This window comes from uncultured Flavobacterium sp., assembly GCF_951805225.1.
Classification (GTDB): Bacteria; Bacteroidota; Bacteroidia; order Flavobacteriales; family Flavobacteriaceae; genus Flavobacterium.
Genome location: NZ_OX638201.1, coordinates 1360600 through 1385084 on the forward strand (window position 1 = coordinate 1360600; position 24485 = coordinate 1385084).

The window sequence follows — 24485 nt, forward strand, 5'->3', positions numbered from 1 at the left end:
TATTTTTCTACTTTAGATTCTATTAATTTGAAAATGAACGAATAAAGCGTAATCCGAAAAGCTAATAGAGTAGGAAACAAATCAAAATCAAACTATTTATGAAAAATTTAAAAAACCTAAAAAATGTGGAATTCCTAACGAAGAATGCTCAAAAAAATATTTTTGGAGGTCAACTTCCATACGTAAACCCTACAATTGGTTTGTGTGATAGATTATGCGGTGAAGCCGGAGGAGTTCTTTCAAATACACCAGGAAGAGGAGATGTTTGTCTGGCGGGAACTTCTACTTGTTGTTATTGCAGATAAAATATTCTGAGGAACGAATTAAACTCACAATTTCGTTCTTAAAAGTAAACCCGACAGGTTTTTAAAACCTGTCGGGTTTGTTGTTTGTAGATTATCTTGTTACTCGTAATCTTTGTCAAATTTTTAATATTCCTTAGGAATATCTCATAGGTAAAATAATAATATCGTTTTGCGTTGTGTCCTGTAGGGATACCTGTTTTTAAAAATACATGTGTAACGTAACGTTAATCAAACGTTCCCATGGAACGTACACCTACAATTCAAATTTACTACCAACGATACATTCCTATGGAATGTTTTTTTCACTTGAATTTTAAATTTAACGACTATTCAATTTTGCTTTCTCTTTAATTATATCAGCAATTTTTCGGTTTTCGATTTTGCTTTCGAGCCATGAAATAATGTCAAGATATAAAAAGGCTCTTTTTTCGTAGGTATTTTTTTCAAGTTCTACAAAACGAGCGTGCATTTTAATGAATTCTTTCTTAATATCGGCTGGATATAAGTTGTTTAGGTTTCTTAAGAACTTAATGATTTCCTTTTGAACTTCATGTAAGTCGTTCATTTTAATCAGGAATTTATAAGTGTTTTTAAGGTGATTTTCTAAATAATAATCTTTCCCTAATTCATAATGTGCAATCAACGACAAAAGTCTCGCAAAGCACATTAAATCCTCGCGCATACTTAAGTTTTTGTTGTTTATGATTTTGTCTAAGTAAGCAATACATTCGTTGTATTTTTCACTTCCAAAATAAATAGAAGCAATCTTATAGAAGAACAACATCTCGTGATGTTCATCAAGATGTTCGCTGTGTAATTTTATCTTTTCCAGAATCTCAGGAATCAAATATTCGCTTTCGGCAAAAGTACCTTCGAGGATATGTAAATTCAATTTGTTGTTGTAAACGTATAGAAATGATAGGGATGCAATGTTATCGTTTACAGGAAATTTAGGATCTTCAATCGTTTCTTCTAAAAGCGTTAGATATTTCTTGAAATTCGATTTGTATTTCAACATATATAAGGACTCCAAAAAGTAATGATTTCCTTTTAAGAAAAATACAGGATTCTGAATAATCATATTTGGATTATCATAAAACAAACGAACCCATTTATAAGCGTATTTGTAACTGGCAAGAAAGTCCTGAACCAAGAAACTACGCCATAAATTTGCATTATAAAACCAATATTTTTCACGGAAACCAAACTTGCTTTCGTCTAATTTGGATATATGTTTGTTGAAATAATCATCAATATATTTATATTCTTCATCGCTTTTTACGTAGCCGGTTTTTAGCATTATTCCGTATAACTGAAGCGATAAATTAGATAATTTACTTGAAATAGTATTTCTGTAATTCAATTCTTTTGCCTGAATCACTAATTCATCGGCTCGACCTTGAATACTTCGGGTAATATATTGTGATTCGATTAGTTTTTCGAATTCTACAATTTCATACGCCATATATTTTTCATCATTTTCAAGCGCAATGATTTTTGTTTTATCCAGAATTTTTAAACTCTGTTTGTATAGTCCTTTATTATATAAAATAACGGCAAAATCTATTTGTTCGCGCAATTGATAACGAATGTTCTGACTAGGAATATTCAATCGAATACTAACCAGAATTTGCTTGTATAAATATGATTTTAAGTTAGATAGCTGTACTTTCTTGATGATTCCGCTCTTTAAAATGAGCTTTTCGTCATAGTTTTCAGACTTGTCCAGAATATTAAACAATTCGATAAATTTCGTGTTAGAACTGGTTTCTAAGCGGCTTGCAAAAATTTTAAACTGTCTTTTTTCAGATTTAGAAAGTGATTTTATTAATACAAATAAGAAATCTTTTTGATGGTTAGCCATTGTAAAATATAATAATGTAACTTATTGATTTTAAGTTGATTAATGCGTTATAAATTGTGTTATGAACAGTATAATTTCATTAAAATGAATTTCGTACTGAAGAAGTACAATATATATTTGTTATCAAGATGTGAAATTACATTAAATAAATGAATATGAATAGAGAGAAAGTTCAAATTTTTGACACCACTTTGCGCGACGGCGAACAAGTTCCAGGATGTAAGTTAGATACTAAACAAAAATTAGTTATCGCAGAACGACTTGATAAAATGGGAGTTGACGTTATCGAAGCAGGTTTTCCTGTGTCAAGTCCGGGCGATTTTTTATCGGTCTCTGAGATTTGTAAAATTGTAGAGAATGCAACCGTCTGCGGACTAACAAGAGCTGTAAAAAACGACATTGATGTTGCCGCAGCTGCTTTAAAGCATGCTAAAAAACCTAGAATCCACACTGGAATCGGAACATCTGAATCTCACATACTCCACAAATTAAATACCACAAGAGAAGATATTATTGCAAGAGCAAAATTTGCTGTTTCTCACGCAAAATCTTATGTAGAAGACGTTGAGTTTTATGCTGAAGATGCTGGTAGAACTGATAATGCTTTTCTTGCACAAGTTTGCGAAGAAGTGATTAAATCCGGAGCAACTGTATTGAATATTCCTGATACAACAGGATATTGTTTGCCAGAAGAATACGGAGCAAAAATTAAATATTTGAGAGAAAACGTAAAAGGAATCGAAAACGTAATCCTTTCATGTCACTGTCATAATGATTTGGGGATGGCAACTGCAAACTCTATCGCAGGTGCTATAAATGGAGCGAGACAAATAGAATGTACTATTAATGGTATTGGTGAAAGAGCCGGAAATACTGCGCTTGAAGAAGTTGTAATGATTTTTAAACAACATCCTTACTTAAATCTTGATACAAATATCAATACTAGAGAATTGAATGAAATGAGCCGATTAGTTTCTGAAAGTATGGGAATGATCGTTCAGCCTAATAAAGCTATTGTTGGAGCAAATGCTTTTGCACATAGTTCTGGTATTCACCAAGATGGTGTGATCAAAAACAGAGCAACTTACGAAATTATGGATCCGCTTGATGTTGGGGTTAATGAATCTTCAATTATTCTAACAGCAAGAAGCGGAAGAGCAGCATTGGCTTACCGCGCTAAAAAAGTAGGTTACGAATTAACAAAAGTACAATTGGACATTGTATATATCGAGTTCTTGAAATTTGCTGATATTAAAAAAGAAGTTGTTGATGCTGATATTCATCAGATTATTGAGGCTTCTAAAATTCAGGGCGAGTTAATTAGAAGCTAGTTCTTGAGAAGAGAATAGAAAATAGAAGAAAGAGCAAAGAAGAAAGAAAATAAACAAAAATAGGGTTTAAATACATAAAGAACGAGACGTTATGAATTTGAAAATAGCAGTTTTACCAGGAGACGGAATTGGACCAGAGGTAATTTTACAAGCCAAAAAAGCCTTATATGCAATAGGCGAAGTGTATAATCATGAATTTGTTTTTGAAGAGGCGCTTATGGGAGCGATCGCTATCGATAAAACAGGAAGTCCGTTGCCGGAGCAAACGCTAAATCTGTGTTTGAATACAGATGCAGTTTTGTTTGGTGCAATTGGAGATCCTAAATATGATAATAATCCAAATGCAAAAGTTCGTCCGGAGCAAGGATTATTGAAGCTTCGAAAAGAACTGGGTTTGTTTGCTAATATTCGTCCTATAAAACCTTATAAATCATTGCTTGATGCTTCTCCTTTAAAAAGAGAAATTATCGAAGGTGCTGATTTTACAATTTTCAGAGAATTAACTGGTGGAGCTTATTTTGGAGCTAAAACTCTAAATGAAGAAGGAACTCACGCTTCAGATTTATGTGAATATTCAGAAGAAGAAATTACAAGAATTGCACATTTAGCTTTTAAATCGGCACAAAACCGACGCAAAAAACTAACAATGGTGGACAAAGCAAATGTTTTGGAAACTTCTAGATTGTGGAGAAAAGTCGTTCAGAATGTGAGCGTAAACTATCCGGATGTAGCTTTAGACTTTTTATTTGTGGATAATGCAGCAATGCAGATTATCTTAAATCCGAAGCAATTTGATGTGATTTTGACAGAGAATTTATTTGGAGATATTTTATCAGATGAAGCAAGTGTAATTACAGGTTCTATCGGATTATTAGCTTCGGCTTCTTTAGGAGAAAAAAATGCTTTGTTTGAGCCAATTCACGGTTCTTATCCACAGGCAAAAGGAAAAAATATTGCGAATCCAATTGCTTCAATTTTATCAGCAGCAATGTTGTTAGAGCATTTCGGATTGTTTGCAGAAGCAAATGTGATTTATAAAGCTGTTGAAAAAGCAATTGAATACAAAGTTGTTACGGTTGATTTAAAAGCAGATTCAAAATTTGGCACAAATGAAGTAGGGGAGTTTGTTTCTAATTTCATTTTTAGCAAAGATGACTTGTTATATTTCAATAATGACAATGTAAGTATCGGTCAATCTACAATAGTTTAGATTTTTTATTAAAATAATGAATTAAATAACAAGAAGTATGTAAAATGTTGAGATTTTATTTTTTTAGTCCTATAAGTTTTCATACTTTTGTGACACTAAAAAATAAAAGATGCAAATCTCAATTATTATTACTTCTGTCGTTGTTGTCAATGTGTTTAGCACATCTGCATCGGGAATGGTATAAATATAATTGAAAAACTATATTACAAACCTTCCAAATACTGGAAGGTTTTTTTTTGAATAAAAATTAAAATAAATAATACAATAATGGAATTAAATAAGTACAGCAAAACCATCACTCAAGATCAAACACAACCTGCTGCGCAAGCGATGTTGTACGGTATTGGTTTAACTGAAGAAGATTTAGCAAAAGCACAAGTTGGTATTGTGAGCATGGGTTACGATGGTAATACATGTAATATGCACTTGAACGATTTAGCAAAAGATGTTAAAAAAGGTGTTTGGGATGTAAATCTGGTCGGACTTATTTTTAATACCATTGGTGTCAGTGACGGAATTTCAAACGGAACTGAAGGAATGCGTTATTCATTAGTTTCTCGTGATGTAATTGCAGATTCTATCGAGACAGTTGCGGGAGCACAATGGTACGATAGTATTATTGCAATTCCTGGTTGTGATAAAAATATGCCTGGAGCGTTGATCGCAATGGGAAGATTAAACCGTCCGTCTCTTATGGTTTACGGAGGTTCAATTCACTCTGGAAAATGGAAAGGTGAAACACTAAATATTGTATCAGCTTTTGAAGCTTTAGGAAAAAAAGTAAAAGGAGAAATTACTCCTGAAGACTTTAAAGGAGTTATTCAAAATGCTTGTCCAGGAGCTGGCGCTTGTGGCGGAATGTATACAGCAAACACAATGTCGTCTGCAATTGAAGCATTAGGAATGAGTTTGCCATACAGTTCTTCAAATCCTGCTTTGAGTCAGGCAAAAAGAGATGAATGTCTTGCTGCAGGAGCTGCAATTAAAATTTTATTAGAAAAAGATATTAAGCCAAAAGATATCATGACGCGCAAAGCTTTTGAAAATGCTATTACAATTGTAGCAGTTTTAGGAGGTTCTACAAACGCAGTTATGCACTTAATTGCAATGGCACATTCTGTTGGTATTACAATTACTTTGGATGATTTTCAGGCAATTAATGACAGAACACCAGTATTGGCAGACATGAAGCCAAGTGGTAAATATATGATGGAAGATATTCATGAAGTTGGAGGAATTCCTTCTGTAATGAAATATTTATTGAAAGTAGGCTTAATTCATGGAGATTGTTTGACTGTAACAGGAAAAACAGTTGCTGAAAATTTAGCTTCGACGCCGGATTTACAAGACGGACAAGAGGTTATTCACGAAATTCAAAAAGCGCTGAAACCTACAGGAAATATTCAGGTTTTATACGGAAATCTTGCTTCTGAAGGTGCTGTAGCAAAAATCAGCGGAAAAGAAGGAGAATATTTTGAAGGTCCGGCTGTTGTATTTGAAGGTGAATTTGAAGTAATTCCAGGTCTTGAAGCCGGAAAAATAAAACCAGGTAATGTAGTCGTCATCAGGTATTGTGGACCAAAAGGTGGTCCGGGGATGCCTGAAATGCTGAAGCCTACATCTGCGATTATTGGAGCCGGATTAGGTAGCACTTGTGCTCTTATCACAGACGGTAGATTCTCTGGAGGTTCACATGGCTTTGTCGTAGGACACATCACACCAGAGGCTTATGATGGTGGTGGTATTGCTTTAGTTAAAGATGGAGATTTAATCGCGATCGATGCTGTAAATAATACAATCAACCTGAAAATATCTGACGAAGAATTTGCAGCAAGAAAAGCGGCTTGGGTTCAACCGCCATTAAAAGTTACAAAAGGAGTTTTACTTAAATATGCAAGATCGGTTTCAAGCGCTTCAACAGGTTGTGTTACCGATAATTAATTTACAAAACATATCAAAAATCAATTGCAATTTTAATTGAAGTTGCAATTGATAAAAAAAATATACTATGAGAATATCAGGGGCAGAAGCCGTTATAAGATGTTTGTTAGAAGAAGGAGTAGATTTGGTTTATGGTTATCCAGGTGGAGCAATCATGCCGGTTTACGACGAATTGTATAAATTTCAAGATCAGTTGCACCATGTTTTAGTACGTCATGAACAAGGTGCAACACATGCAGCTCAAGGTTATGCAAGAGCTACAGGAAAAGTAGGAGTTGCTATTGCGACTTCTGGACCGGGAGCAACAAATTTAGTTACAGGAATCGCTGATGCTCAGATAGATTCAACTCCGCTAGTTTGTATTACAGGACAAGTAGGCAGGCATTTATTAGGTTCTGATGCTTTTCAGGAAACGGATATAATCGGAATTTCGACTCCGGTAACCAAATGGAATTTTCAGATTACTGAAGCTTCTCAAATTCCTGAGATTATTGCAAAAGCCTTTTATATCGCGCGTTCTGGACGTCCGGGACCTGTTTTGATCGATATTACAAAAAATGCTCAGTTTGATGAGTTTGATTTTAGCTATGAAAAATGTACAGGAATTAGAAGCTACATTCCGGTTCCAAAATTAAATTTAGATAAAGTTGCCGAAGCTGCTGCTTTAATCAATAGTGCTAAAAAACCTTTTATTGTTTTTGGTCAGGGAATTATTCTTGGTCAAGCCGAAGAACAATTAAAAGCTTTTATCGAAAAATCTGGAGTGCCTGCTGGTTGGACTATTTTAGGACTTTCAGCTTTGCCAACAGATCATCCGTTAAATGTTGGTATGCTTGGAATGCACGGAAACTACGGTCCAAATATGTTAACTAACGAATGTGATGTTTTAATTGCTTTAGGAATGCGTTTTGACGACCGTGTTACAGGTAAATTAAGTACATATGCAAAACAGGCAAAGGTTGTTCACTTTGAAATTGATCCTGCCGAAGTTGATAAAAACGTAAAAACAGAAGTTGCCGTTTTAGGAGATGTAAAAGAAGCTTTGAATGCAATATTACCTTTAATTGAAGCAAAATCACACGATTTATGGCACAATGAATTTAAAGAATTACACAAAATCGAAGTTGAAACGGTTATAAATGAAGAATTAAACCCAACGAATGGTAAAGGAATTTCGATGGGAGAAACGCTTGAAATGATTAATAAACACTCAAAAGGTGATGCGATAATTGTTTCAGATGTTGGTCAGCACCAAATGTTTGCTTGTCGTTATGCTAAATTTAATTCAACCAAAAGTAATATTACTTCTGGAGGTTTAGGAACAATGGGATTTGCTTTGCCGGCTGCAATTGGAGCAAAAATGGGTAGACCAGATCGTGAAGTTGTTGCTATTATTGGAGACGGTGGTTTTCAGATGACAATTCAGGAATTAGGAACTATTTTCCAGACACAAGTTCCGGTAAAAATCGTGGTATTAAACAACGAGTTTTTAGGAATGGTACGTCAATGGCAAGAATTGTTTTTTGATAACAGATATGCTTCAACAAAAATGATCAATCCAAATTTTGTGGCTATTGCCGAAGGATATCATATCAAATCTAAAAAAGTAACAGAAAGAGATGATCTTGATGCAGCTGTCGCAGAAATGATGGCTTCAAAAGATTCATATTTCTTAGAAGTTATGGTAGAAAAAGAAAACAATGTTTTCCCAATGATTCCAACAGGAGCATGTGTTTCTGAAATTAGATTAAGCTAGAAAAAAGTTTCAGGTTTCAAGTTTTTTGAGTTTCAAGTTGTAGAACGTGAAACCTGAAACTTGAAACAAAATAAACTAAAAAACAAATGGAAGATAAAACATTTACCATATCGGTATATTCAGAAAATAACGTGGGCTTGTTGAATAGAATATCAGGAATATTCTTAAAGCGTCACATTAATATATTAAGTTTAAACGTTTCAGAATCAGAAATTGAGAATGTTTCAAGATTTATCATTGTAGTAAATACAACTGAGAAATGGGTTCAGAATATTGTTGGGCAAATTGAAAAACAAATCGAAGTTATAAAAGCTTTTTATCACACAGACGAAGAGACAATTTATTTGGAAAATGCATTATTCAAAATTGCTTCAAGTTTGTTATTCGATGAGAAACAAATTCAGAATATCATCAAAGACAGTCAGTCTACAATTGTAACTGTTTCTCGTGATTTCTTTGTGATTTCGAAATCAGGAAGACGTTCAGAAATTGAAGATTTGTACGAAAAATTTAAACCTTACGGTATTATGCAATTCGTGCGTTCAGGAAGAATATCAGTTTCTAAAGAAAAAATGGAAATTTCGACTTTGTTAGAAACATTCAAATAGTATCATTTTATACATATTAATCAATTATTAAATTACAACATCATTAAATATTAAAAAAGAATGGCAAATTATTTCAACACATTACCACTTAGATTACAATTAGAACAATTAGGAGTTTGCGAATTTATGGAGCAATCTGAATTTTCAGACGGAATTGCTGCACTTGCAGGAAAAAAAGTTGTCATCGTAGGTTGTGGTGCACAAGGTTTAAATCAAGGTTTAAACATGAGAGATTCTGGTCTGGATATTTCTTATGCATTGCGTGCAGATGCAATCGCTGAAAAAAGAGCTTCTTATAAAAATGCTACTGAAAACGGTTTTAAAGTAGGTACATATGAAGAATTAATTCCAACTGCTGACTTAGTTTGTAACTTAACTCCGGATAAGCAACATACTGCTGTAGTTACTGCCATTATGCCATTAATGAAACAAGGATCGACATTATCATATTCTCACGGTTTTAATATTGTTGAAGAAGGAATGCAGATTCGTAAAGATATCACAGTAATTATGTGTGCTCCTAAATGTCCTGGTTCTGAGGTTCGTGAAGAATACAAAAGAGGATTTGGTGTACCAACTTTAATCGCAGTTCACCCTGAAAATGATCCAAACGCTTTTGGTTTAGATCAGGCAAAAGCTTACGCTGTAGCAACTGGTGGACATAAAGCAGGAGTTTTAAAATCATCTTTCGTAGCCGAAGTAAAATCGGATTTAATGGGTGAGCAAACTATCCTTTGCGGATTGTTGCAAACCGGATCTATTTTATGTTTTGATAAAATGGTCGAAAAAGGAATCGATGCTGCATATGCTTCAAAATTAATTCAATACGGATGGGAAACTATCACAGAAGCTTTGAAACATGGTGGAATCACAAATATGATGGATCGTCTTTCAAATCCTGCAAAAATAGAAGCTTATGAACTTGCTGAAGAATTAAAAGACATAATGCGTCCGTTATTCCAAAAACACCAAGATGATATTATTTCTGGAGAATTCTCAAGAACTATGATGATTGACTGGGCTAATGACGATGTGAATTTATTGAAATGGAGAGCTGCAACCGGAGAAACTAATTTCGAAAAAACAGCTCCACAAGAAGCTCCAATCTCTGAACAAGAATATTTTGACAATGGAGTTTTAATGATTGCTATGGTTAAAGCGGGTGTTGAATTAGCTTTTGAAACAATGACTGAAGCAGGAATCATTGAAGAATCAGCTTATTATGAGTCATTACACGAATTGCCTTTAATCGCAAATACAATTGCAAGAAAAAAATTATTCGAAATGAACCGCGTTATTTCGGATACAGCTGAATATGGTTGTTATTTATTTGACCACGCTTGTAAACCATTATTGACTGAGTTTATGAAAACGGTTGAAACTAATATTATAGGAAAACCATTTTCGACTTCAAATGGAGTAGATAATGCTATTTTAATTGCAGTAAATAAAGAGATTCGTCAACATCCTATCGAAGAAGTAGGAGCATGGTTGAGAGAATCAATGACTGCAATGAAAAAAATTGGATAATAAATTGGGAATTACCACACATTCGGGTGTGATGGGATTTTGCACTGTATCTCTTTTTATATAATATTTTGAATTAGTAAGCACTTATTAAAAAAAATTGGATATAGATGCATTCTGCATTCACTTAACTTCTGTGAGTAAGTAAGTTAAGTGAAGCTAATCCCTAAATTAAGGGAGTATGTTTTGAAAAAAATATACTTGCTGAAGTTTCATTTTTAATTAATAAAGATGCTTCTATTTTCAAAATAGAGTAAAGCATTGTAATGCAGAATTACAAAATTAATTGTTATTGAAATTGTTAAAATTAAAAAGGCGTGGTATTTATTTATTACGCCTTTTTTGCAATATGTAATTTTTCTTCAAAAACGAAAAAATTATGTTATAGATAGAAAAAGACGATATTTTTTTTAATATGTGTTTTTTTTTGCTGAAATTTATGAATTAAATAATTTTAAGAATACGTTGATATTTAATACATTTATAAAAAAAATTCCAAAAACATATGAGTTATTATAAAATTGAAAATTTAGAACAATATTTTAAACATTACAATAAGTCAATAAGAGAACCAAGGAAATTTTGGGGAAAAATAGCTGAGGAAAATTTCACTTGGTATCAACAATGGGATAAAGTAGTTGATTTTAATATGGCTGATGCCGAAGTAAAATGGTTTACTGAAGCTAAAGTTAATATTACTAAAAACTGTATCGATAGACATTTAAGCAAAAGAGGAGAAAAAACGGCGATTATTTTTGAACCGAACGATCCTTCTGAAGAAGCTTTACATATAACATATAATGAATTATACGAACGCGTTTCAAAAATGGCAAATGTTTTGCGTGAGCAAGGCGTTCGTAAAGGAGACAGAGTTTGTATTTATTTGCCAATGATTCCAGAATTGGCAGTTTCAGTTTTGGCTTGTGCAAGAATTGGAGCAATTCACTCAGTTGTTTTTGCAGGATTCTCAGCATCAGCAGTTTCTGCGAGAATTAATGACTGCGAATGTAAAATGGTCATCACATCTGACGGAGGTTACAGAGGAAATAAAACAATTGATCTAAAAGGAATCGTTGATGAAGCATTAGATACTTGTCCATCTGTTTCTCAAGTTTTGGTTGTAAAAAGAACCAATACTGAAATTAAAATGAAAGAAGGACGTGACGTTTGGTTGCAACCTTTATTAGATGCAGCTTTAGACAATAGTGTTGCTGAAATTATGGATGCCGAAGATCCTTTGTTTATCTTGTACACTTCTGGTTCTACAGGAAAACCAAAAGGAATGGTGCACACTACAGCTGGATACATGGTTTATACAGCTTATACATTTAAAAATGTTTTTAGTCACGAAGAAAATGATATTTTCTGGTGTACTGCAGATATTGGTTGGATTACAGGTCACTCTTATATATTATACGGACCATTATTAAATGGAGGAACAACCGTAATTTTTGAAGGAGTTCCATCTTATCCTGATTTCAGCCGTTTTTGGGATATTATCGAAAAACATAAAATCACACAATTTTATACAGCCCCAACAGCAATTCGTTCGTTAGCAAAAGAAAGTTTAGATTACATTCAAAAATACCCGCTTAAATCACTAAAAGTTATTGGATCTGTTGGAGAACCAATCAACGAAGAAGCTTGGCACTGGTTCAATGACCACGTTGGAGACAAAAGATGTCCGGTGGTTGATACTTGGTGGCAAACAGAAACTGGCGGAATCATGATTTCTCCAATTGCTTTTGTAACACCGACAAAACCAACATATGCAACTTTGCCATTGCCGGGAATTCAACCAGTTTTAATGGATGAAAAACGCAATGAAATCGAAGGAAACCAAGTTGTAGGTAGTTTATGTATTAAATTTCCTTGGCCTGGAATCGCCAGAACTATTTGGGGAGATCACCAACGTTACAAAGACACTTATTTCTCTGCTTTCCCTGGAAAATATTTCACTGGAGACGGAGCTTTAAGAGACGAAGTTGGATATTACAGAATTACCGGTAGAGTAGATGATGTTGTAATTGTTTCGGGTCATAATTTAGGAACAGCTCCTATTGAAGACGCGATCAACGAGCATCCTGCAGTTGCCGAATCTGCAATTGTTGGATTCCCACACGATATTAAAGGAAATGCATTGTACGGTTTTGTAATTCTAAAAGAAACCGGAGAAGTTAGAGATAGAACTAACTTAACAAAGGAGATCAATCAATATATTTCTGACCACATTGGACCAATTGCAAAATTGGATAAAATTCAGTTTGTGTCTGGTTTACCAAAAACTCGTTCAGGAAAAATCATGCGTAGAATTTTACGTAAAATAGCTGAAGGTGATTTCTCTAATTTTGGAGACACTTCAACATTATTGAATCCTGAAATTGTAGAAGAAATTATGAAAAATAAAATCTAAAGATTTTAAATACATAGAAACAAAAAAAGCCTCTTAATTTAAGAGGCTTTTTTTTATGCGATTTTTAATTACATCCACAATAAGTTTTAATAGTATTAAAATAAGGTAAAAAATTATCTAAAGATTTTAATGTATTTTTTTTTTCATATATATAAATTGAAATTTTAATCTTAACCACAATAAGTTTTAAAACTATCAAATTAAGATAAAAGAACTGTTTTAAAATTTTCGCCAGAAATTTCTATATAAAAGTTGTTTTTAAAAATATCCCTAATAAGTTTTAAAAATATTAAAATAAGGTAAAAAATAATTCTGCATTGTTTCTAACCTAGATTGATGAACGATAAAATCTAATGATTAATTGAAAACAAAAAAAAAAGCCTCTTAAAATTAAGAGGCTTTTTTTATATTATAATATTTGTGAGACTTCAATTTTGCTCAGTCCAATCTCTGGCTAAAAACTTAAATTTTCTTATATAACTTATATGGTTAAAAAATTATTTAATTCCCAATCTGGATTTAAGCTTCAAAAACAAAAGAGCAATTTTATAAGCATCTTCAGCAGATGAATTTCGATCACTTTTCGGAATTTTGAATATTTCCGTTAAATCGTCAAGCGAAAATTGTTTGTCATTGATATCAGTTAATTTCCTGTACATCATATCAACGTCTAAAGCTTCATTTTTCAATCTTCCACAATCAAGACGTTCTAATGCAGCATTCAGCATTTCGATGTCAAAATTAATGTGATGACCAACCAGAATTGAATTGCCTATAAAATTCACCAAAGCTTCAATAGCTTCAGGTTCAGGCATTTTTAGCATTTTACTTTCGATAATGAATTCATTTGAAAGACCATTATCCTGTAAAAATTTGTATTGCAACAAAACCGCTTCAAAATTATCCTTTATTATAATGCTGTCGTCAACTACAGAAAAAGCACCCAAAGATAAAATAACATCTTTATTTGGGTTTAATCCTGAAGTTTCAGTCGATAAGACTACAAATCTATTAGGTTTTGTTTCGAATTTAGTCAGGTAATCTTTCCAGAAATCCGGATATTCCTTATTGATATTTTTAATCCAGTCTAGCATATTTTATGAAAATTGGGTCAATTGAAATTTACTTTTAATTAATTCCTCAAGATCTTTCATTGGAGTTAATGCATTTTTTAACTTCTCTTTGTCAGTTTTAGACATTTCTCTCAAATTTATAAATTGACCAGAATCGTCATTTTTTAAACCTTCAACAGTTCTAAATTTTGATAAAGTTAAAAAAGCTTCCGCACAACTTAAGTATATCTCAGCATTTTTAGAATCTGTTATTGCTAATTGTTTGAATCTTAAATATGTATTCTTAATTCCCTTGATATTCGAATTTAAAATTAATAAACGCGCACCATCAATCAAAGGCATTAATGCACGAGTTTTTATATCAAATTTTCCTTTTTCCGGACCTTCTTCTTCAACAATGAATTTTTTGAAAAAACTCAAAGGAGAATTCTTTTTCAAAGCATCATTTCCTAAAAAGTCAAAGAATAAAGTATTGTTAACAGCATTTTTGAATATGACATTCTCAATAACTTCTTCAATTTTAGGTTCTCCAAAAACGATCTCGTAATCAAAGAAAATACTGCTCAAATCATTACTGTTTTCACCTGGAGTATTCATCCAGCTGTTGTATTGTTTTGTCCAGTCAGTCAATGACTTACACCAAAGCATATTGCTTCCCATGTGACCGTTTGGACAAAATTCATAACCAACTTTTTCTAGTATTGATGTAGCTCTTTTTGCCAATCTTAAGAAATAATCTTTTACTTCTCTGTATTTTTCCGGAGCAACATCTTCAAAAATCAAAATACTATCCTGATCTGTCAATAAAAGTTGTTCCTTACGCCCTTGACTACCAATGCTTAACCAAGCAAAACGTGCAGGAGGGGAGCCTAAATCTAAAATTGATAATTCGACAGCACGTTTAATGATTGCCAGATTAATTTCGCTTACAATATTACTAATATGCGAAATTGGAATATTCTTCTGAATCGAATTTTGAATCAAATCAGACAAACGATCACGTATTTGTTTTAGATCTTTTGGCAGTTGAGAACGTTTAATTTCTTTAATTAAAACACCAGGGTTACTAGCTTGAGCTACAATTAGATCGTGCTCAGAAATTATTCCTTTTACAGCAGATTTACTTGTACCGTCTTTTGTAACACATAAGTGCGTCACATTGTGTTTTAGCATTAGTAATTGTGCTTCGGCAAGAGAAACATTCTCAATTACGGTAACTACAGGTGATGACATTATTTTGTCAATTGTCTCTGTAATAGGATAACGTCCTGTCGCTATCTTAGAGGCTAAATCTGTAGCTGTAACAATGCCAATTGGGCGATTTTTTTCGCATACAATGACATTATCCATCATAGAATCAGTCATTAATATCGCAACATCCTTAACAATGTGACTTGCGTCAGTCGTTAAAGGTGAATTATTATAGTTAAGAGACTGAATATATTGCATTTCTGATTGCTGATCTACATAAAATGAAGTATCAGAAATCATTTTTCCATTAGAACTAACGCTATCTTTTGTATGCCTTGAATTTGTAGCGAAACTTTCTAATAAAAAGTTCAAAACATCTGAATTATTGGCAACAAAAGGCCTGAAAACAGCAATAGGAATTGCATAAATAATACTTTCTTCACGAGCTTTGGCCGTCATCATGTAGTTATTCTTAGCAAAAAACGGACGTAATCCAAAAATATCACCTTCATGACATTTGTTAATAATCGTTTCTTCGGCGTCGGCAATTGTTGTTAAATTTATGATACCAGAAGCTACAACATAAAAACTGTCGTGAAGTAAATCATTGTTTTGAAATAATACTGCATGTTTTTCTAAATTTATAACACGAATATTGGTTGCAATATCAGATAATTCCTGAAAAGTTAAATTATCAAATGGCGGGTATTCTTTTAAAAAATCTGCAATATGCTCAGCTATTGTATTCATATATTTTGATAATTTTTTTAAAGTATCGAATGTAAAAATAATAAAATAAACTCTTACAACGAAAGCATCTTTGTGAGAATCTAAATATTTTAAAAAATTACAAAAAAATATTTAATTCTAAGGCTTAAAAAGCATTTAAATATTTTTAAAGGTTTAAAAAAGAAGGGATATTCGGCAGAAATAAAATTTGTTTAAAGAATATCGCAAGGAAACTGAACAAGAGGATTTTCTTAAATATTCTATTTTACATAATATAAATTATAGTTCAAAATATATACGCTTTTAAAAGCGCTTTTAATCGTATAACTTAGTCAGAATCGTTTCTTTTGGAATTATATCAGATCCGCCTCTTTTATTGAATTCTAATTTTCCTTCGTTCATAAATAATGCTGCGCCTGCAGATGAACCATTTTTGGACTTAATATTGATTTGTGCTTTTTCGCCAAATTTATAAACATGTCCTGAAACTTCCATAATACCAGAATTTAGTTCTTTGTTGTCACTCGTAATTTCTGCAGTTCCAAATATCTGATCATTTGATTCTGCTAAATTTAATTTCAAAATATATTTTTTACTACAATCCTTGCAATTTTCATTGCTCCAGGTTCCTGTAAAACGATTTTGAGAATACGCTGTAAATGATATAAATACGGCTAATAAAATAAACTTTTTCATTAAATAATTTTTTTAATAAACATGTATCAAATATAAACTAAAAAAAAGCACACGTATTGTGCGTGTGCTTTTTCTATATTATAACTGTAACATTTATTGTTTTATTTTATTTTTTTTGTGTAAACTGATTTACCATTTAAAGAAACGTTTATTTCATTATTTTTTTCAGAAAAAGTTGTTCTTAAAGCATTTCCTTTAAAAATTGTAACGTCACCATAAACTTTTCCGGTTTCATCAGAAGAATATTCAAATAATAATTTTTTATTATCCGGCTCAAGTCCAATTTTGTAAGTTGAGAATTTTGAAGTTGCTAAATCAAATTCCTGGTGCGTGTCAATAATATTTCCATCGGCATAAAAGTTTGTAACTGTTTTGTTTAAGGTAATGTCGGGATAATATTGATTAACTTTTTGCAGTAAGGCATACTGCTCTGGGCTTGCGTCTTCTTTTTTAGACACGATTGTTTGTGCGAATGAAATTGTTGTAAAAATAAGTGTGAATAGTAAAATGTAATTTTTCATAATTTTAAATTTAAGATTAGTGTTTAAACGATTTTTTGCAATCTAACTAATGCGTATTGGAATCAAACTTTTATTAAAAAAGGTTTTAATTATACTACAAGGTATGAAATCTTTACCTTTGTAAAAAATTAAAAGCACTTTTTTAAGAAAATGACAACAAAAAAATACATTCAATTAATACTTATTTTAGGTTCTTTAACCGCTCTTGGTCCTTTTTCAATTGATATGTATTTACCTGGATTCTCGGGTATTGCCAAGGATTTAAATACAACTGTTGCCAAAGTTTCTATGACTTTATCCAGTTATTTTATCGGAATTTCGGCTGGACAATTACTTTACGGTCCTTTATTAGATCGTTTTGGACGCAAAAAGCCTTTATTTATTGGTTTGATGGTTTATATTCTAGCTTCATTAGGTTGTGTTTATGTTGCCGATATTGACACTTTTATACTTTTACGTTTCATTCAGGCAGTTGGGAGTTGTGCTGCAACAGTAGCTTCTGTAGCCATGGTTCGTGATTTATTTCCTGTAAAAGATATTCCAAAAGTATTCTCGCTATTAATGCTTGTTCTTGGGCTTTCGCCAATGTTAGCGCCAACAATTGGCGGATATGTTACGGAAGATTATGGCTGGCATACCGTATTTTTTATTTTAATGTGTATGGGAATCGTGATTTTAATTGCTTCACAAATTGGCTTGCCAAATTCTTATAAACCAGATACTTCGATATCTTTAAAGCCGAAACCAATTATCACGAATTTCTTAAAAGTACTCAAAGAACCTCAGTTTTATACGTATGCATTTACCGGTGCTATAGCTTTTTCGGGTTTATTTACATATGTAGCGGCCTCTCCGATCATTTTTATGGATATTTACCATGTTGATGCTAAGATATATGGATGGATTTTTGCTTTTATGTCCGTGAGTTTTATAGGTTCAAGCCAGTTAAACTCAATTTTATTGAAAAGATTTTCTAGCGAACAAATGATTTTTGGCGCATTAATTTTACAATCTGTTATTGGAATTGTGTTCTTAATATTAGCATTAAATAATTTGTTGGGATTATACCAAACTAGCGCAATGTTGTTTTTATTCCTCGGTTGTTTAGGAATTTCAAATCCAAATACTGCCGGACTTACAATGGCTCCTTTTGCCAAAAATGCCGGAAGTGCTTCAGCTTTAATGGGCGCAATTCAATTAGGTTTGGGTGCGTTGGCTTCTTTTGCAGTTGGAATTTTTGTTAAAAACTCAGTTGTACCAATGGTTTTAATCATGACTACAACTACAATTATAGCTTTCATTGTTTTAAATATTGGTAAACGTTTTATCAAACAAAAAATCGAAATTTCTGAAAATGAAGATGTTGTAGTTGGGCACTAAATAAAGTAAATCCAAAATTTTCACGCATTTTTGTCATTTCGACAGAGGAGAAATCACACACGGAATTCGACAAAGATTGACGACTTTAGGAATGGAGCTTCTTGTGTGATTTCTCCTTCGTCGAAATGACAAATGAAACGTATAAAAAAAGCCTGAATCATTGTAGATTCAGGCTTTTTTATTTAATATATTTTGAAATTTAAAAGATTGGAATTTAAATTTCTTTATCTTCTAAAGATCTTTTTTCTGGTCTGATAATCATTCTTAGAGATTGATCTCTGGCAAAATAAGCAACCATCCAATTCCAGAAAGTATTCAATCTGTTTCTATAAGTAATTAAGGAAATTAAATGGATAAAAAGCCAAATAATCCACGCAAAGAAACCTTTGAAATGCCATTTTGGGCTTGGTAAATCAACTACAGCTTTATTTTTACCAATAATTGCCATAGAACCTTTGTCATTGTAAGCAAAAGGTTTAAGCGGTTTATTTTGAACTAATGCTTTAAAGTTTTTAGCTAAGTTTAATCCTTGTTGAATTGCGACCTGAGCCACTTGCGGATGTCCGTCTGGGAAATTTTTATCTCCGGCTAAAATCGCTGTATCTCCAATTGCATAAATGTTTTCGAAACCATTTACTTTATTATATTGATCCGTTGTCATACGTCTTCCTCGACCATAACTTTCTTTCGGGATTCCGTCAAAAAGTTTGGCGGAAACTCCGGCTGCCCAAATTAAATTTTTGGTTTTAATGGTTTCTCCGTTTTCAAAAAATACGGTATCATCAACATAATCAGTTACTCTGGTGTGTAATTTAACTACAACGCCAAGTTTTGTCAATGCTTCTAAAGTGTCTTTTTGAGAAGCTTCACTCATAGGCGAGAGTAGTGCGTCTCCCCCATCGACCAAATAAACATTACTGGCTGAAGTTTCTAATTCTGGATATTCTTTTAATAGAATGTTTTTTCGCATTTCGGCAAACATTCCAGAAACCTCTACTCCTGTGGGGCCGCCTCCCGCAACAACGATCGTCAATAATTTGCGACGTTTACGCATATCTTTTGTAATAGCGGCTTTTTCAAGGTTTTTTAGCAACGCATTACGCATTTCGATGGCATCATTTAAGGTTTTCATCGGAATAGCGTTTTTCATAACGTTTTCCATACCAAAATAACTTGTTTCGGCTCCGGTAGCAAAAACTAGGTAATCGTATGTTAATTCGCCATTACTGAGAATTATTTTATTCTCGGCAGGAACTACAGAAAGTAATTCGCCCAAGCGAAATTGAAGGTTTTTTTTGCCTGCAAAGAATTTTCTAAAAGGATAACTAATGCTTGACGGTTCTAAAAATGCGGTTGCAACCTGATATATTAGTGGCGGAAAAAAGTTATAATTGTTTTTGTCTACAAGTGTTACTTGTATTTGAGGATGGTTTACAAGCTCTTTTGCGAGATTGATCCCTGCAAAACCACCTCCTATAATGACTATCTTCATATATATTGCTTATTAAGTAGGATTTATGAGTGAAACTATTTTTGCTTTTGCAGTTCTATAAATTTAACATTATAATTTCAAATAAAAAATCCATTTAAGGTTTTCTTTTGATTCTTAAAAAATTAATTTATAAGTTTGAGTTTCATCATAATATCGGTCTGTTCATCATTTCCAAGTTTAAAAATGTGTTTGTCAAATTCGACAAAACCATTCTTTTTGTAAAAACTTAAAGCTCGATGATTTTCTTCCCAGACACCTAACCAAACATAGTCAACATTCTTGTTTTTGGCTATTTGAATCGCTTTTTCGTAAAGTATTTGTCCGACTTTTTTACCATGAAATTCTTTGGAAACATAGATTCTCTCTATTTCCAAAGCTTTGTCATCTTGTAATTCGGTTTGAGATTCGCCAAAATTTACTTTTAAATAACCAATCACATTATTCTCAAGCGTTGCAAAATAAAATTCAGAATCCTTATTGTTAAGTTCTTCGGTTAATTTATTGCTGGAGAATTTTTCGTCAAGATACTTTGTCATATTTTCTTCATCATTTGATTCTGAAAATGTTTCCTGAAAAGTTTTTCGGCCAATTTCTTTTAATTGGTCAATCTCCTGTATTGTTACTCTTTTTATTTCAATAGTTTCCATAGGTAACTTCCTGTTGTTTTTTTAAGGTTTAGAATACCCTATAAAAATACAACAGAAACTACGAAATGTAATAATTCAGAATGTTACTTTTTGAATTTTTTAACAGGTTTTTCAGTTACTTCAACTTTGTTTTGTAAAACGTAATTTGCCATCAGTTTTTCTATTAATTCATCTTTTGTAAGGTGATGAAAAACTGTTTTTACCTTTGTTTTTAAATCTACTGAAATATCGTGATTGGGCTTCGTTTTAAAGATTTGTTTCGCCCATAAAAGCGTATTGTTTTCTTCTAAACTTACAACTGAAGGTTTTTGGAATTTAGTAAATTTTATTCCTAATTCTTTTTCGAATTCAGGAATTTCAACAACTTCTTCCTCTTGTAAAACCGTTAAAGAAAGTCCTTTTGCTCCAGCTCTTGCAGTTCTTCCGCTTCTGTGAACGTAAGTTTCATAAGTGTCCGGTAAATGATAATTTACAACATATGAAATTTCTTTTATGTCAATTCCTCTCGCAGCTAAATCTGTAGCAACCAGAATATTAATGTGTCCTTCACGAAATTGCTCCATGATTCTGTCTCTGATTCCTTGTGATAAACTACCGTGAAGCGCTCCTGAAGAAAAACGGTTTATGGCTAAGTTTTTAGCCAGTTTATTTACTGCAGCTTTAGTTTTACAGAAAATGATTCCGCGTTCGCCTTCTTTTGAATTTAGAAAATGCATTAAAACATCCAATTTTTCGATTGGATCAACAACAATATATTCGTGATCAATTCCTTGGTTACCAACAGTTTCCATGTTTGCGCTAACCTGAACTACATTTTTATTTAAGTAATTCTGAATCAATTGTTTAATTGTTCCCGGTAAAGTTGCTGAAAACAATAATGTGCGGTGTTTTTTAGGAAGTTCGGCTACGATTTCGTCTAAGCTTTCTTTTAGAATAGAAACCATTTCATCGGCTTCGTCCAGAACTAAATATTCAGCTTGTTTTAAGTCAATCGCTTTACGCTGAATCAAATCGATCAAACGTCCCGGCGTTGCTACAACAATATGCGTTGGTTGTGTAAGGCGTTCAATTTGTGGCTTAATGGGGATTCCACCACAAGTTGAAGCTATAGAGATATTTGAAATATGTTTTCCAAAATCCTCTAAATTTCTGAATATTTGCTGTCCAAGTTCTCTGGTTGGAACCAAAATAACGGCTTGGACAACAGAAGATTCTGTATTGATTAATTGCAATAATGGCAATCCGAAAGCGGCAGTTTTACCGGTTCCGGTTTTGGCTAAACCTACAACATCATGACTTTCAGATAAAAGTAACGGAATTGTTTTTTGCTGAATTTCTGTTGGTTCAACAATATTCAATTCGCTTAATGCTTTTAAAATTGGTGCTGAAATTCCTAATGATGAGAATTGTTTAGACATCTTTTATTTTTGTTTATTTTGTTTTTATTTGTTTCAAGTTTCAGGTTGCTTTGAAAACTTAAAAATGAGTTTCTAGTAATTTGCAAAGGAGAAATCGCAATAGAATAAATTACTCTAAAATGCTATTTCTCCTTTATAAGAACATAATTTTGTCTAGATTCCAAAAAAAACTTGAAACCTTAAACCTGAAACAACTTTCTATTCGTCCGGTTCGTTCATGATTTTTTCACGATACTTTTTACCAATTAACAAAACTAGTTTTAGTTTGTAATCGTCAACCAGCCATTCGCGGTAGTTTTTACTACATTGGCTCAAACATTTTGCATAACGTTTGATACGGCATTCGATATCGTCATCAAGCTCTTTTCCTAATGATTTTGCTTCTTGTAATGTTTCTGTATTGTCGACACACATTGCTGCATGTTGCTCTAATGATTTGTCTAATACAACTTTAGAACGTAAATTTTGTTTGATGATTAATTTATGTTCTTCATCAACATCAAAAGTTACATCGGCAGTTTTGCTGAATTTAGCTCTTAATTCCGGCGGCATGCTGTATTTAAAATACAATTCAATTTCGGTATCATCACGTAAGTTCTCCAAATAAAACTCAGGTGATTTAAAAATGTGCTGCCAGTTTACAGGCTCGCTCCACAGACCAAAACGTGCTGCATTATTTCCTAAATCGATTACTGTAAACTCGTCTTTACCAGGTAATTTACGAGATCCACGACCAATCATTTGGTAGTATAAAGTTAACGATTTTGTTGCTCTGTTCAGGATAATTGTTTCAACTGTAGGTTCGTCAAAACCAGTTGTTAAGATTCCTACCGAAGTTAAAATTGCATCCGGAGTCTTTTTAAACCATTGTAAGATGTCTTTACGCTCTTCAGAACTACTTGTATTGTCAAGGTGTCTGATGTCGTAACCGGCTTCTCTAAACGTTTCATATACATATAATGAAGTATGAATACCGTTGTTGAAAATCAACGTTTTCTTACCCAACGAACGTTCTGTATACGCATGCAAAAGTTTTTCCTGCATGATAGTATTCGTATATAAATCATCTGATGATTTTACGGTATAATCTCCGTTGATACCAACTTTTAGCGATGTCAATCCCACATCATAACTATAAGTTGTAGCGCGAGCAAGGAAACCTTTGTCAATCAATGAACTAATGGTGTCTCCCACAATAAGTTCATCGTAACTCTGGTGCATTGGTAATTTTATATTCGAACTCAAAGGTGTTGCAGTTACTCCAAGAATAAAAGCGTTTTTGAATGAGTTTAATAATTTTCTGAATGAATTGTAATGTGCCTCATCAATAATAACCAAACCAATGTTGTCAAGATGTAATTTCTCGTCGTTGATACGGTTTTTCAAAGTTTCTACCATCGCCACAAAACATGAAAAATCGTTTTGATCCGGTAATTCCTTTACTTTACTATTGATAATTTTATTAGAAACGCCAAACCCTTTCAACATTTTTGAGGTTTGTTTACAAAGCTCGATACGGTGCGTTAAAACAACCACTTTTTTATCATTATTAGCTAAATAACGACGCACGATTTCGGAAAAAATCACTGTTTTTCCGCCACCTGTAGGCAATTGGTATAATAAATGATGTTTCGAAGGAGCATTGTCTAAACGTTCAAAAATGGCGTCAATATCGCCTTTTTGGTATGCATAAAGTTCTTTTTTCTCTTCTCTTTCTATTTCTAAAGTGTTTTGAGACATTGTTTATTTTTGGATTTTTGCAAAAATACACCTAAAAAACAGTTATTCATCTTATTTTAACCTAAAATAAATGTTTTTTTTAAATAAGATTTTTTATGAGAAGTACTTTTTTTAGTCGATTTTGTCTAAAATTGCTTCAAAATCGTACTTATTTTTCCATTTTTGTTGAATAGTTTCTTGTTCGACTGCGATAATTCGTTCTCTGAAATCAGATAAAATTCCGTTTGAAATAGAAAAATTTACAGCTTGTTCAAATGAGTTAAACATACTTTTGTAAAATAATTCCTGCTTTACAAAATTTTGCGACGAATAAGTTTGCGCAATTTCGATGTTATAAAGCATAATATCAGCAATTACAAAAGGATCAACGCCCAATAAAATGAAATGTTTAATGTATTTCTGTGCCACAGAACGACGCATTTTGGCTTTCGGACGTCGTTTTGAATTGGGCTTTTTAATTGGAAAATATTCCTGCGAGATTTTGACTTTGCATTCCTGCAGTAATTTGTCTTCTTTTGGGTTGAAAACAAAATCATAATAGACTTTTACAGGACTAAACTTTTCATACAACTCAATTATTTGTTCTTCGAGTTGTTCTTTGCTCAATTCACCCAAATATTTTTTTAAATCGCGTTTACTCATT

Annotated in this window: 19 protein-coding genes; 9 read left to right on the forward strand and 10 right to left on the reverse strand. The window is 32.6% G+C overall.

Annotation, left to right across the window (positions count from 1 at the left end):
* Positions 1–98: 98 nt before the first annotated feature.
* Positions 99–305: a hypothetical protein gene (locus WN975_RS05775; protein WP_337965661.1), complete on the forward strand. Its 207-nt coding sequence runs from the start codon at positions 99–101 to the stop codon at positions 303–305.
* Positions 306–624: 319 nt separating this feature from the next.
* Here the strand turns inward: WN975_RS05775 and WN975_RS05780 are convergent, their stop codons facing one another.
* Entirely contained in the window at positions 625–2169 is a 1545-nt protein-coding gene (locus WN975_RS05780) for a hypothetical protein (RefSeq protein WP_337965662.1), read from the reverse strand.
* Between the two features lie 155 nt (positions 2170–2324).
* On the opposite strand from WN975_RS05780, the gene WN975_RS05785 reads away from it, so the two are divergent.
* The 7 genes from WN975_RS05785 to acs all read left to right on the forward strand — a co-directional run bounded on the left by WN975_RS05785 (position 2325) and on the right by acs (position 12955).
* Positions 2325–3500, forward strand: coding sequence for a 2-isopropylmalate synthase (locus WN975_RS05785; protein WP_337965663.1), 1176 nt, complete (start codon positions 2325–2327; stop codon positions 3498–3500).
* Positions 3501–3591: 91 nt separating this feature from the next.
* Positions 3592–4710 carry a 3-isopropylmalate dehydrogenase gene (gene leuB / locus WN975_RS05790; protein ID WP_337965664.1) on the forward strand — a complete coding sequence of 373 codons (1119 nt, stop codon included), beginning with the start codon at positions 3592–3594 and terminating at the stop codon, positions 4708–4710.
* 267 nt (positions 4711–4977) lie between these two features.
* Positions 4978–6651 (forward strand): dihydroxy-acid dehydratase, encoded by a 1674-nt coding sequence (gene ilvD, locus WN975_RS05795; protein ID WP_337965665.1) that lies wholly within the window; start codon positions 4978–4980, stop codon positions 6649–6651.
* 67 nt (positions 6652–6718) lie between these two features.
* The gene (ilvB, locus tag WN975_RS05800) at positions 6719–8407 is read left to right on the forward strand and encodes a biosynthetic-type acetolactate synthase large subunit (protein ID WP_337965666.1); all 1689 of its coding nucleotides are present in this window, start codon (positions 6719–6721) and stop codon (positions 8405–8407) included.
* Positions 8408–8493: 86 nt separating this feature from the next.
* Entirely contained in the window at positions 8494–9015 is a 522-nt protein-coding gene (gene ilvN, locus WN975_RS05805; RefSeq protein WP_099712414.1) for an acetolactate synthase small subunit, read from the forward strand.
* Between the two features lie 60 nt (positions 9016–9075).
* The gene (ilvC, locus tag WN975_RS05810) at positions 9076–10545 is read left to right on the forward strand and encodes a ketol-acid reductoisomerase (RefSeq protein ID WP_337965667.1); all 1470 of its coding nucleotides are present in this window, start codon (positions 9076–9078) and stop codon (positions 10543–10545) included.
* A gap of 502 nt (positions 10546–11047) precedes the next feature.
* Complete coding sequence (acs, locus tag WN975_RS05815) at positions 11048–12955, forward strand: acetate--CoA ligase (RefSeq protein WP_337965668.1); 1908 nt, start codon at positions 11048–11050, stop codon at positions 12953–12955.
* A 497-nt stretch (positions 12956–13452) separates the two neighbouring features.
* Here acs and WN975_RS05820 read toward each other — a convergent pair whose 3' ends face one another.
* The 4 genes from WN975_RS05820 to WN975_RS05835 form a co-directional block, all read right to left on the reverse strand.
* On the reverse strand, positions 13453–14049 hold the full coding sequence (locus WN975_RS05820) for a 3'-5' exonuclease (protein WP_337965669.1): 597 nt from the start codon (positions 14047–14049) through the stop codon (positions 13453–13455).
* A gap of 3 nt (positions 14050–14052) precedes the next feature.
* Positions 14053–15969, reverse strand: a complete 1917-nt coding sequence (locus WN975_RS05825) for a DUF294 nucleotidyltransferase-like domain-containing protein (protein ID WP_337965670.1) — start codon at positions 15967–15969, stop codon at positions 14053–14055.
* A gap of 294 nt (positions 15970–16263) precedes the next feature.
* Positions 16264–16644, reverse strand: coding sequence for a hypothetical protein (locus WN975_RS05830; protein ID WP_337965671.1), 381 nt, complete (start codon positions 16642–16644; stop codon positions 16264–16266).
* 101 nt (positions 16645–16745) lie between these two features.
* Entirely contained in the window at positions 16746–17165 is a 420-nt protein-coding gene (locus WN975_RS05835) for a hypothetical protein (RefSeq protein WP_337965672.1), read from the reverse strand.
* A 150-nt stretch (positions 17166–17315) separates the two neighbouring features.
* On the opposite strand from WN975_RS05835, the gene WN975_RS05840 reads away from it, so the two are divergent.
* Positions 17316–18545 (forward strand): multidrug effflux MFS transporter, encoded by a 1230-nt coding sequence (locus WN975_RS05840; protein WP_337965673.1) that lies wholly within the window; start codon positions 17316–17318, stop codon positions 18543–18545.
* A 214-nt stretch (positions 18546–18759) separates the two neighbouring features.
* On the opposite strand, the gene WN975_RS05845 is transcribed toward WN975_RS05840, so the two are convergent.
* The 5 genes from WN975_RS05845 to WN975_RS05865 form a co-directional block, all read right to left on the reverse strand.
* Positions 18760–20037, reverse strand: coding sequence for an NAD(P)/FAD-dependent oxidoreductase (locus WN975_RS05845; RefSeq protein ID WP_337965674.1), 1278 nt, complete (start codon positions 20035–20037; stop codon positions 18760–18762).
* A 122-nt stretch (positions 20038–20159) separates the two neighbouring features.
* The gene (locus tag WN975_RS05850) at positions 20160–20684 is read right to left on the reverse strand and encodes a GNAT family N-acetyltransferase (RefSeq protein ID WP_337965675.1); all 525 of its coding nucleotides are present in this window, start codon (positions 20682–20684) and stop codon (positions 20160–20162) included.
* Positions 20685–20767: 83 nt separating this feature from the next.
* On the reverse strand, positions 20768–22102 hold the full coding sequence (locus WN975_RS05855) for a DEAD/DEAH box helicase (protein WP_337965676.1): 1335 nt from the start codon (positions 22100–22102) through the stop codon (positions 20768–20770).
* 198 nt (positions 22103–22300) lie between these two features.
* A complete protein-coding gene (locus tag WN975_RS05860; RefSeq protein ID WP_099712438.1) occupies positions 22301–23842 on the reverse strand; it encodes a DEAD/DEAH box helicase in 1542 nt (513 codons plus the stop codon).
* Positions 23843–23953: 111 nt separating this feature from the next.
* Positions 23954–24484, reverse strand: coding sequence for a DUF6155 family protein (locus WN975_RS05865; protein WP_337965677.1), 531 nt, complete (start codon positions 24482–24484; stop codon positions 23954–23956).
* Position 24485 lies beyond the last annotated feature (1 nt).

Excerpts from the sequence above, each read along its gene's own strand:
- WN975_RS05775 (WP_337965661.1), top strand. The coding sequence starts at position 99 with ATGAAAAATTTAAAAAACCTAAAAAATGTGGAATTCCTAACGAAGAAT.
- WN975_RS05780 (WP_337965662.1), bottom strand. The coding sequence starts at position 2,169 with ATGGCTAACCATCAAAAAGATTTCTTATTTGTATTAATAAAATCACTT.
- WN975_RS05785 (WP_337965663.1), top strand. The coding sequence starts at position 2,325 with ATGAATAGAGAGAAAGTTCAAATTTTTGACACCACTTTGCGCGACGGC.
- leuB (WP_337965664.1), top strand. The coding sequence starts at position 3,592 with ATGAATTTGAAAATAGCAGTTTTACCAGGAGACGGAATTGGACCAGAG.
- ilvD (WP_337965665.1), top strand. The coding sequence starts at position 4,978 with ATGGAATTAAATAAGTACAGCAAAACCATCACTCAAGATCAAACACAA.
- ilvB (WP_337965666.1), top strand. The coding sequence starts at position 6,719 with ATGAGAATATCAGGGGCAGAAGCCGTTATAAGATGTTTGTTAGAAGAA.
- ilvN (WP_099712414.1), top strand. The coding sequence starts at position 8,494 with ATGGAAGATAAAACATTTACCATATCGGTATATTCAGAAAATAACGTG.
- ilvC (WP_337965667.1), top strand. The coding sequence starts at position 9,076 with ATGGCAAATTATTTCAACACATTACCACTTAGATTACAATTAGAACAA.
- acs (WP_337965668.1), top strand. The coding sequence starts at position 11,048 with ATGAGTTATTATAAAATTGAAAATTTAGAACAATATTTTAAACATTAC.
- WN975_RS05820 (WP_337965669.1), bottom strand. The coding sequence starts at position 14,049 with ATGCTAGACTGGATTAAAAATATCAATAAGGAATATCCGGATTTCTGG.
- WN975_RS05825 (WP_337965670.1), bottom strand. The coding sequence starts at position 15,969 with ATGAATACAATAGCTGAGCATATTGCAGATTTTTTAAAAGAATACCCG.
- WN975_RS05830 (WP_337965671.1), bottom strand. The coding sequence starts at position 16,644 with ATGAAAAAGTTTATTTTATTAGCCGTATTTATATCATTTACAGCGTAT.
- WN975_RS05835 (WP_337965672.1), bottom strand. The coding sequence starts at position 17,165 with ATGAAAAATTACATTTTACTATTCACACTTATTTTTACAACAATTTCA.
- WN975_RS05840 (WP_337965673.1), top strand. The coding sequence starts at position 17,316 with ATGACAACAAAAAAATACATTCAATTAATACTTATTTTAGGTTCTTTA.
- WN975_RS05845 (WP_337965674.1), bottom strand. The coding sequence starts at position 20,037 with ATGAAGATAGTCATTATAGGAGGTGGTTTTGCAGGGATCAATCTCGCA.
- WN975_RS05850 (WP_337965675.1), bottom strand. The coding sequence starts at position 20,684 with ATGGAAACTATTGAAATAAAAAGAGTAACAATACAGGAGATTGACCAA.
- WN975_RS05855 (WP_337965676.1), bottom strand. The coding sequence starts at position 22,102 with ATGTCTAAACAATTCTCATCATTAGGAATTTCAGCACCAATTTTAAAA.
- WN975_RS05860 (WP_099712438.1), bottom strand. The coding sequence starts at position 23,842 with ATGTCTCAAAACACTTTAGAAATAGAAAGAGAAGAGAAAAAAGAACTT.
- WN975_RS05865 (WP_337965677.1), bottom strand. The coding sequence starts at position 24,484 with ATGAGTAAACGCGATTTAAAAAAATATTTGGGTGAATTGAGCAAAGAA.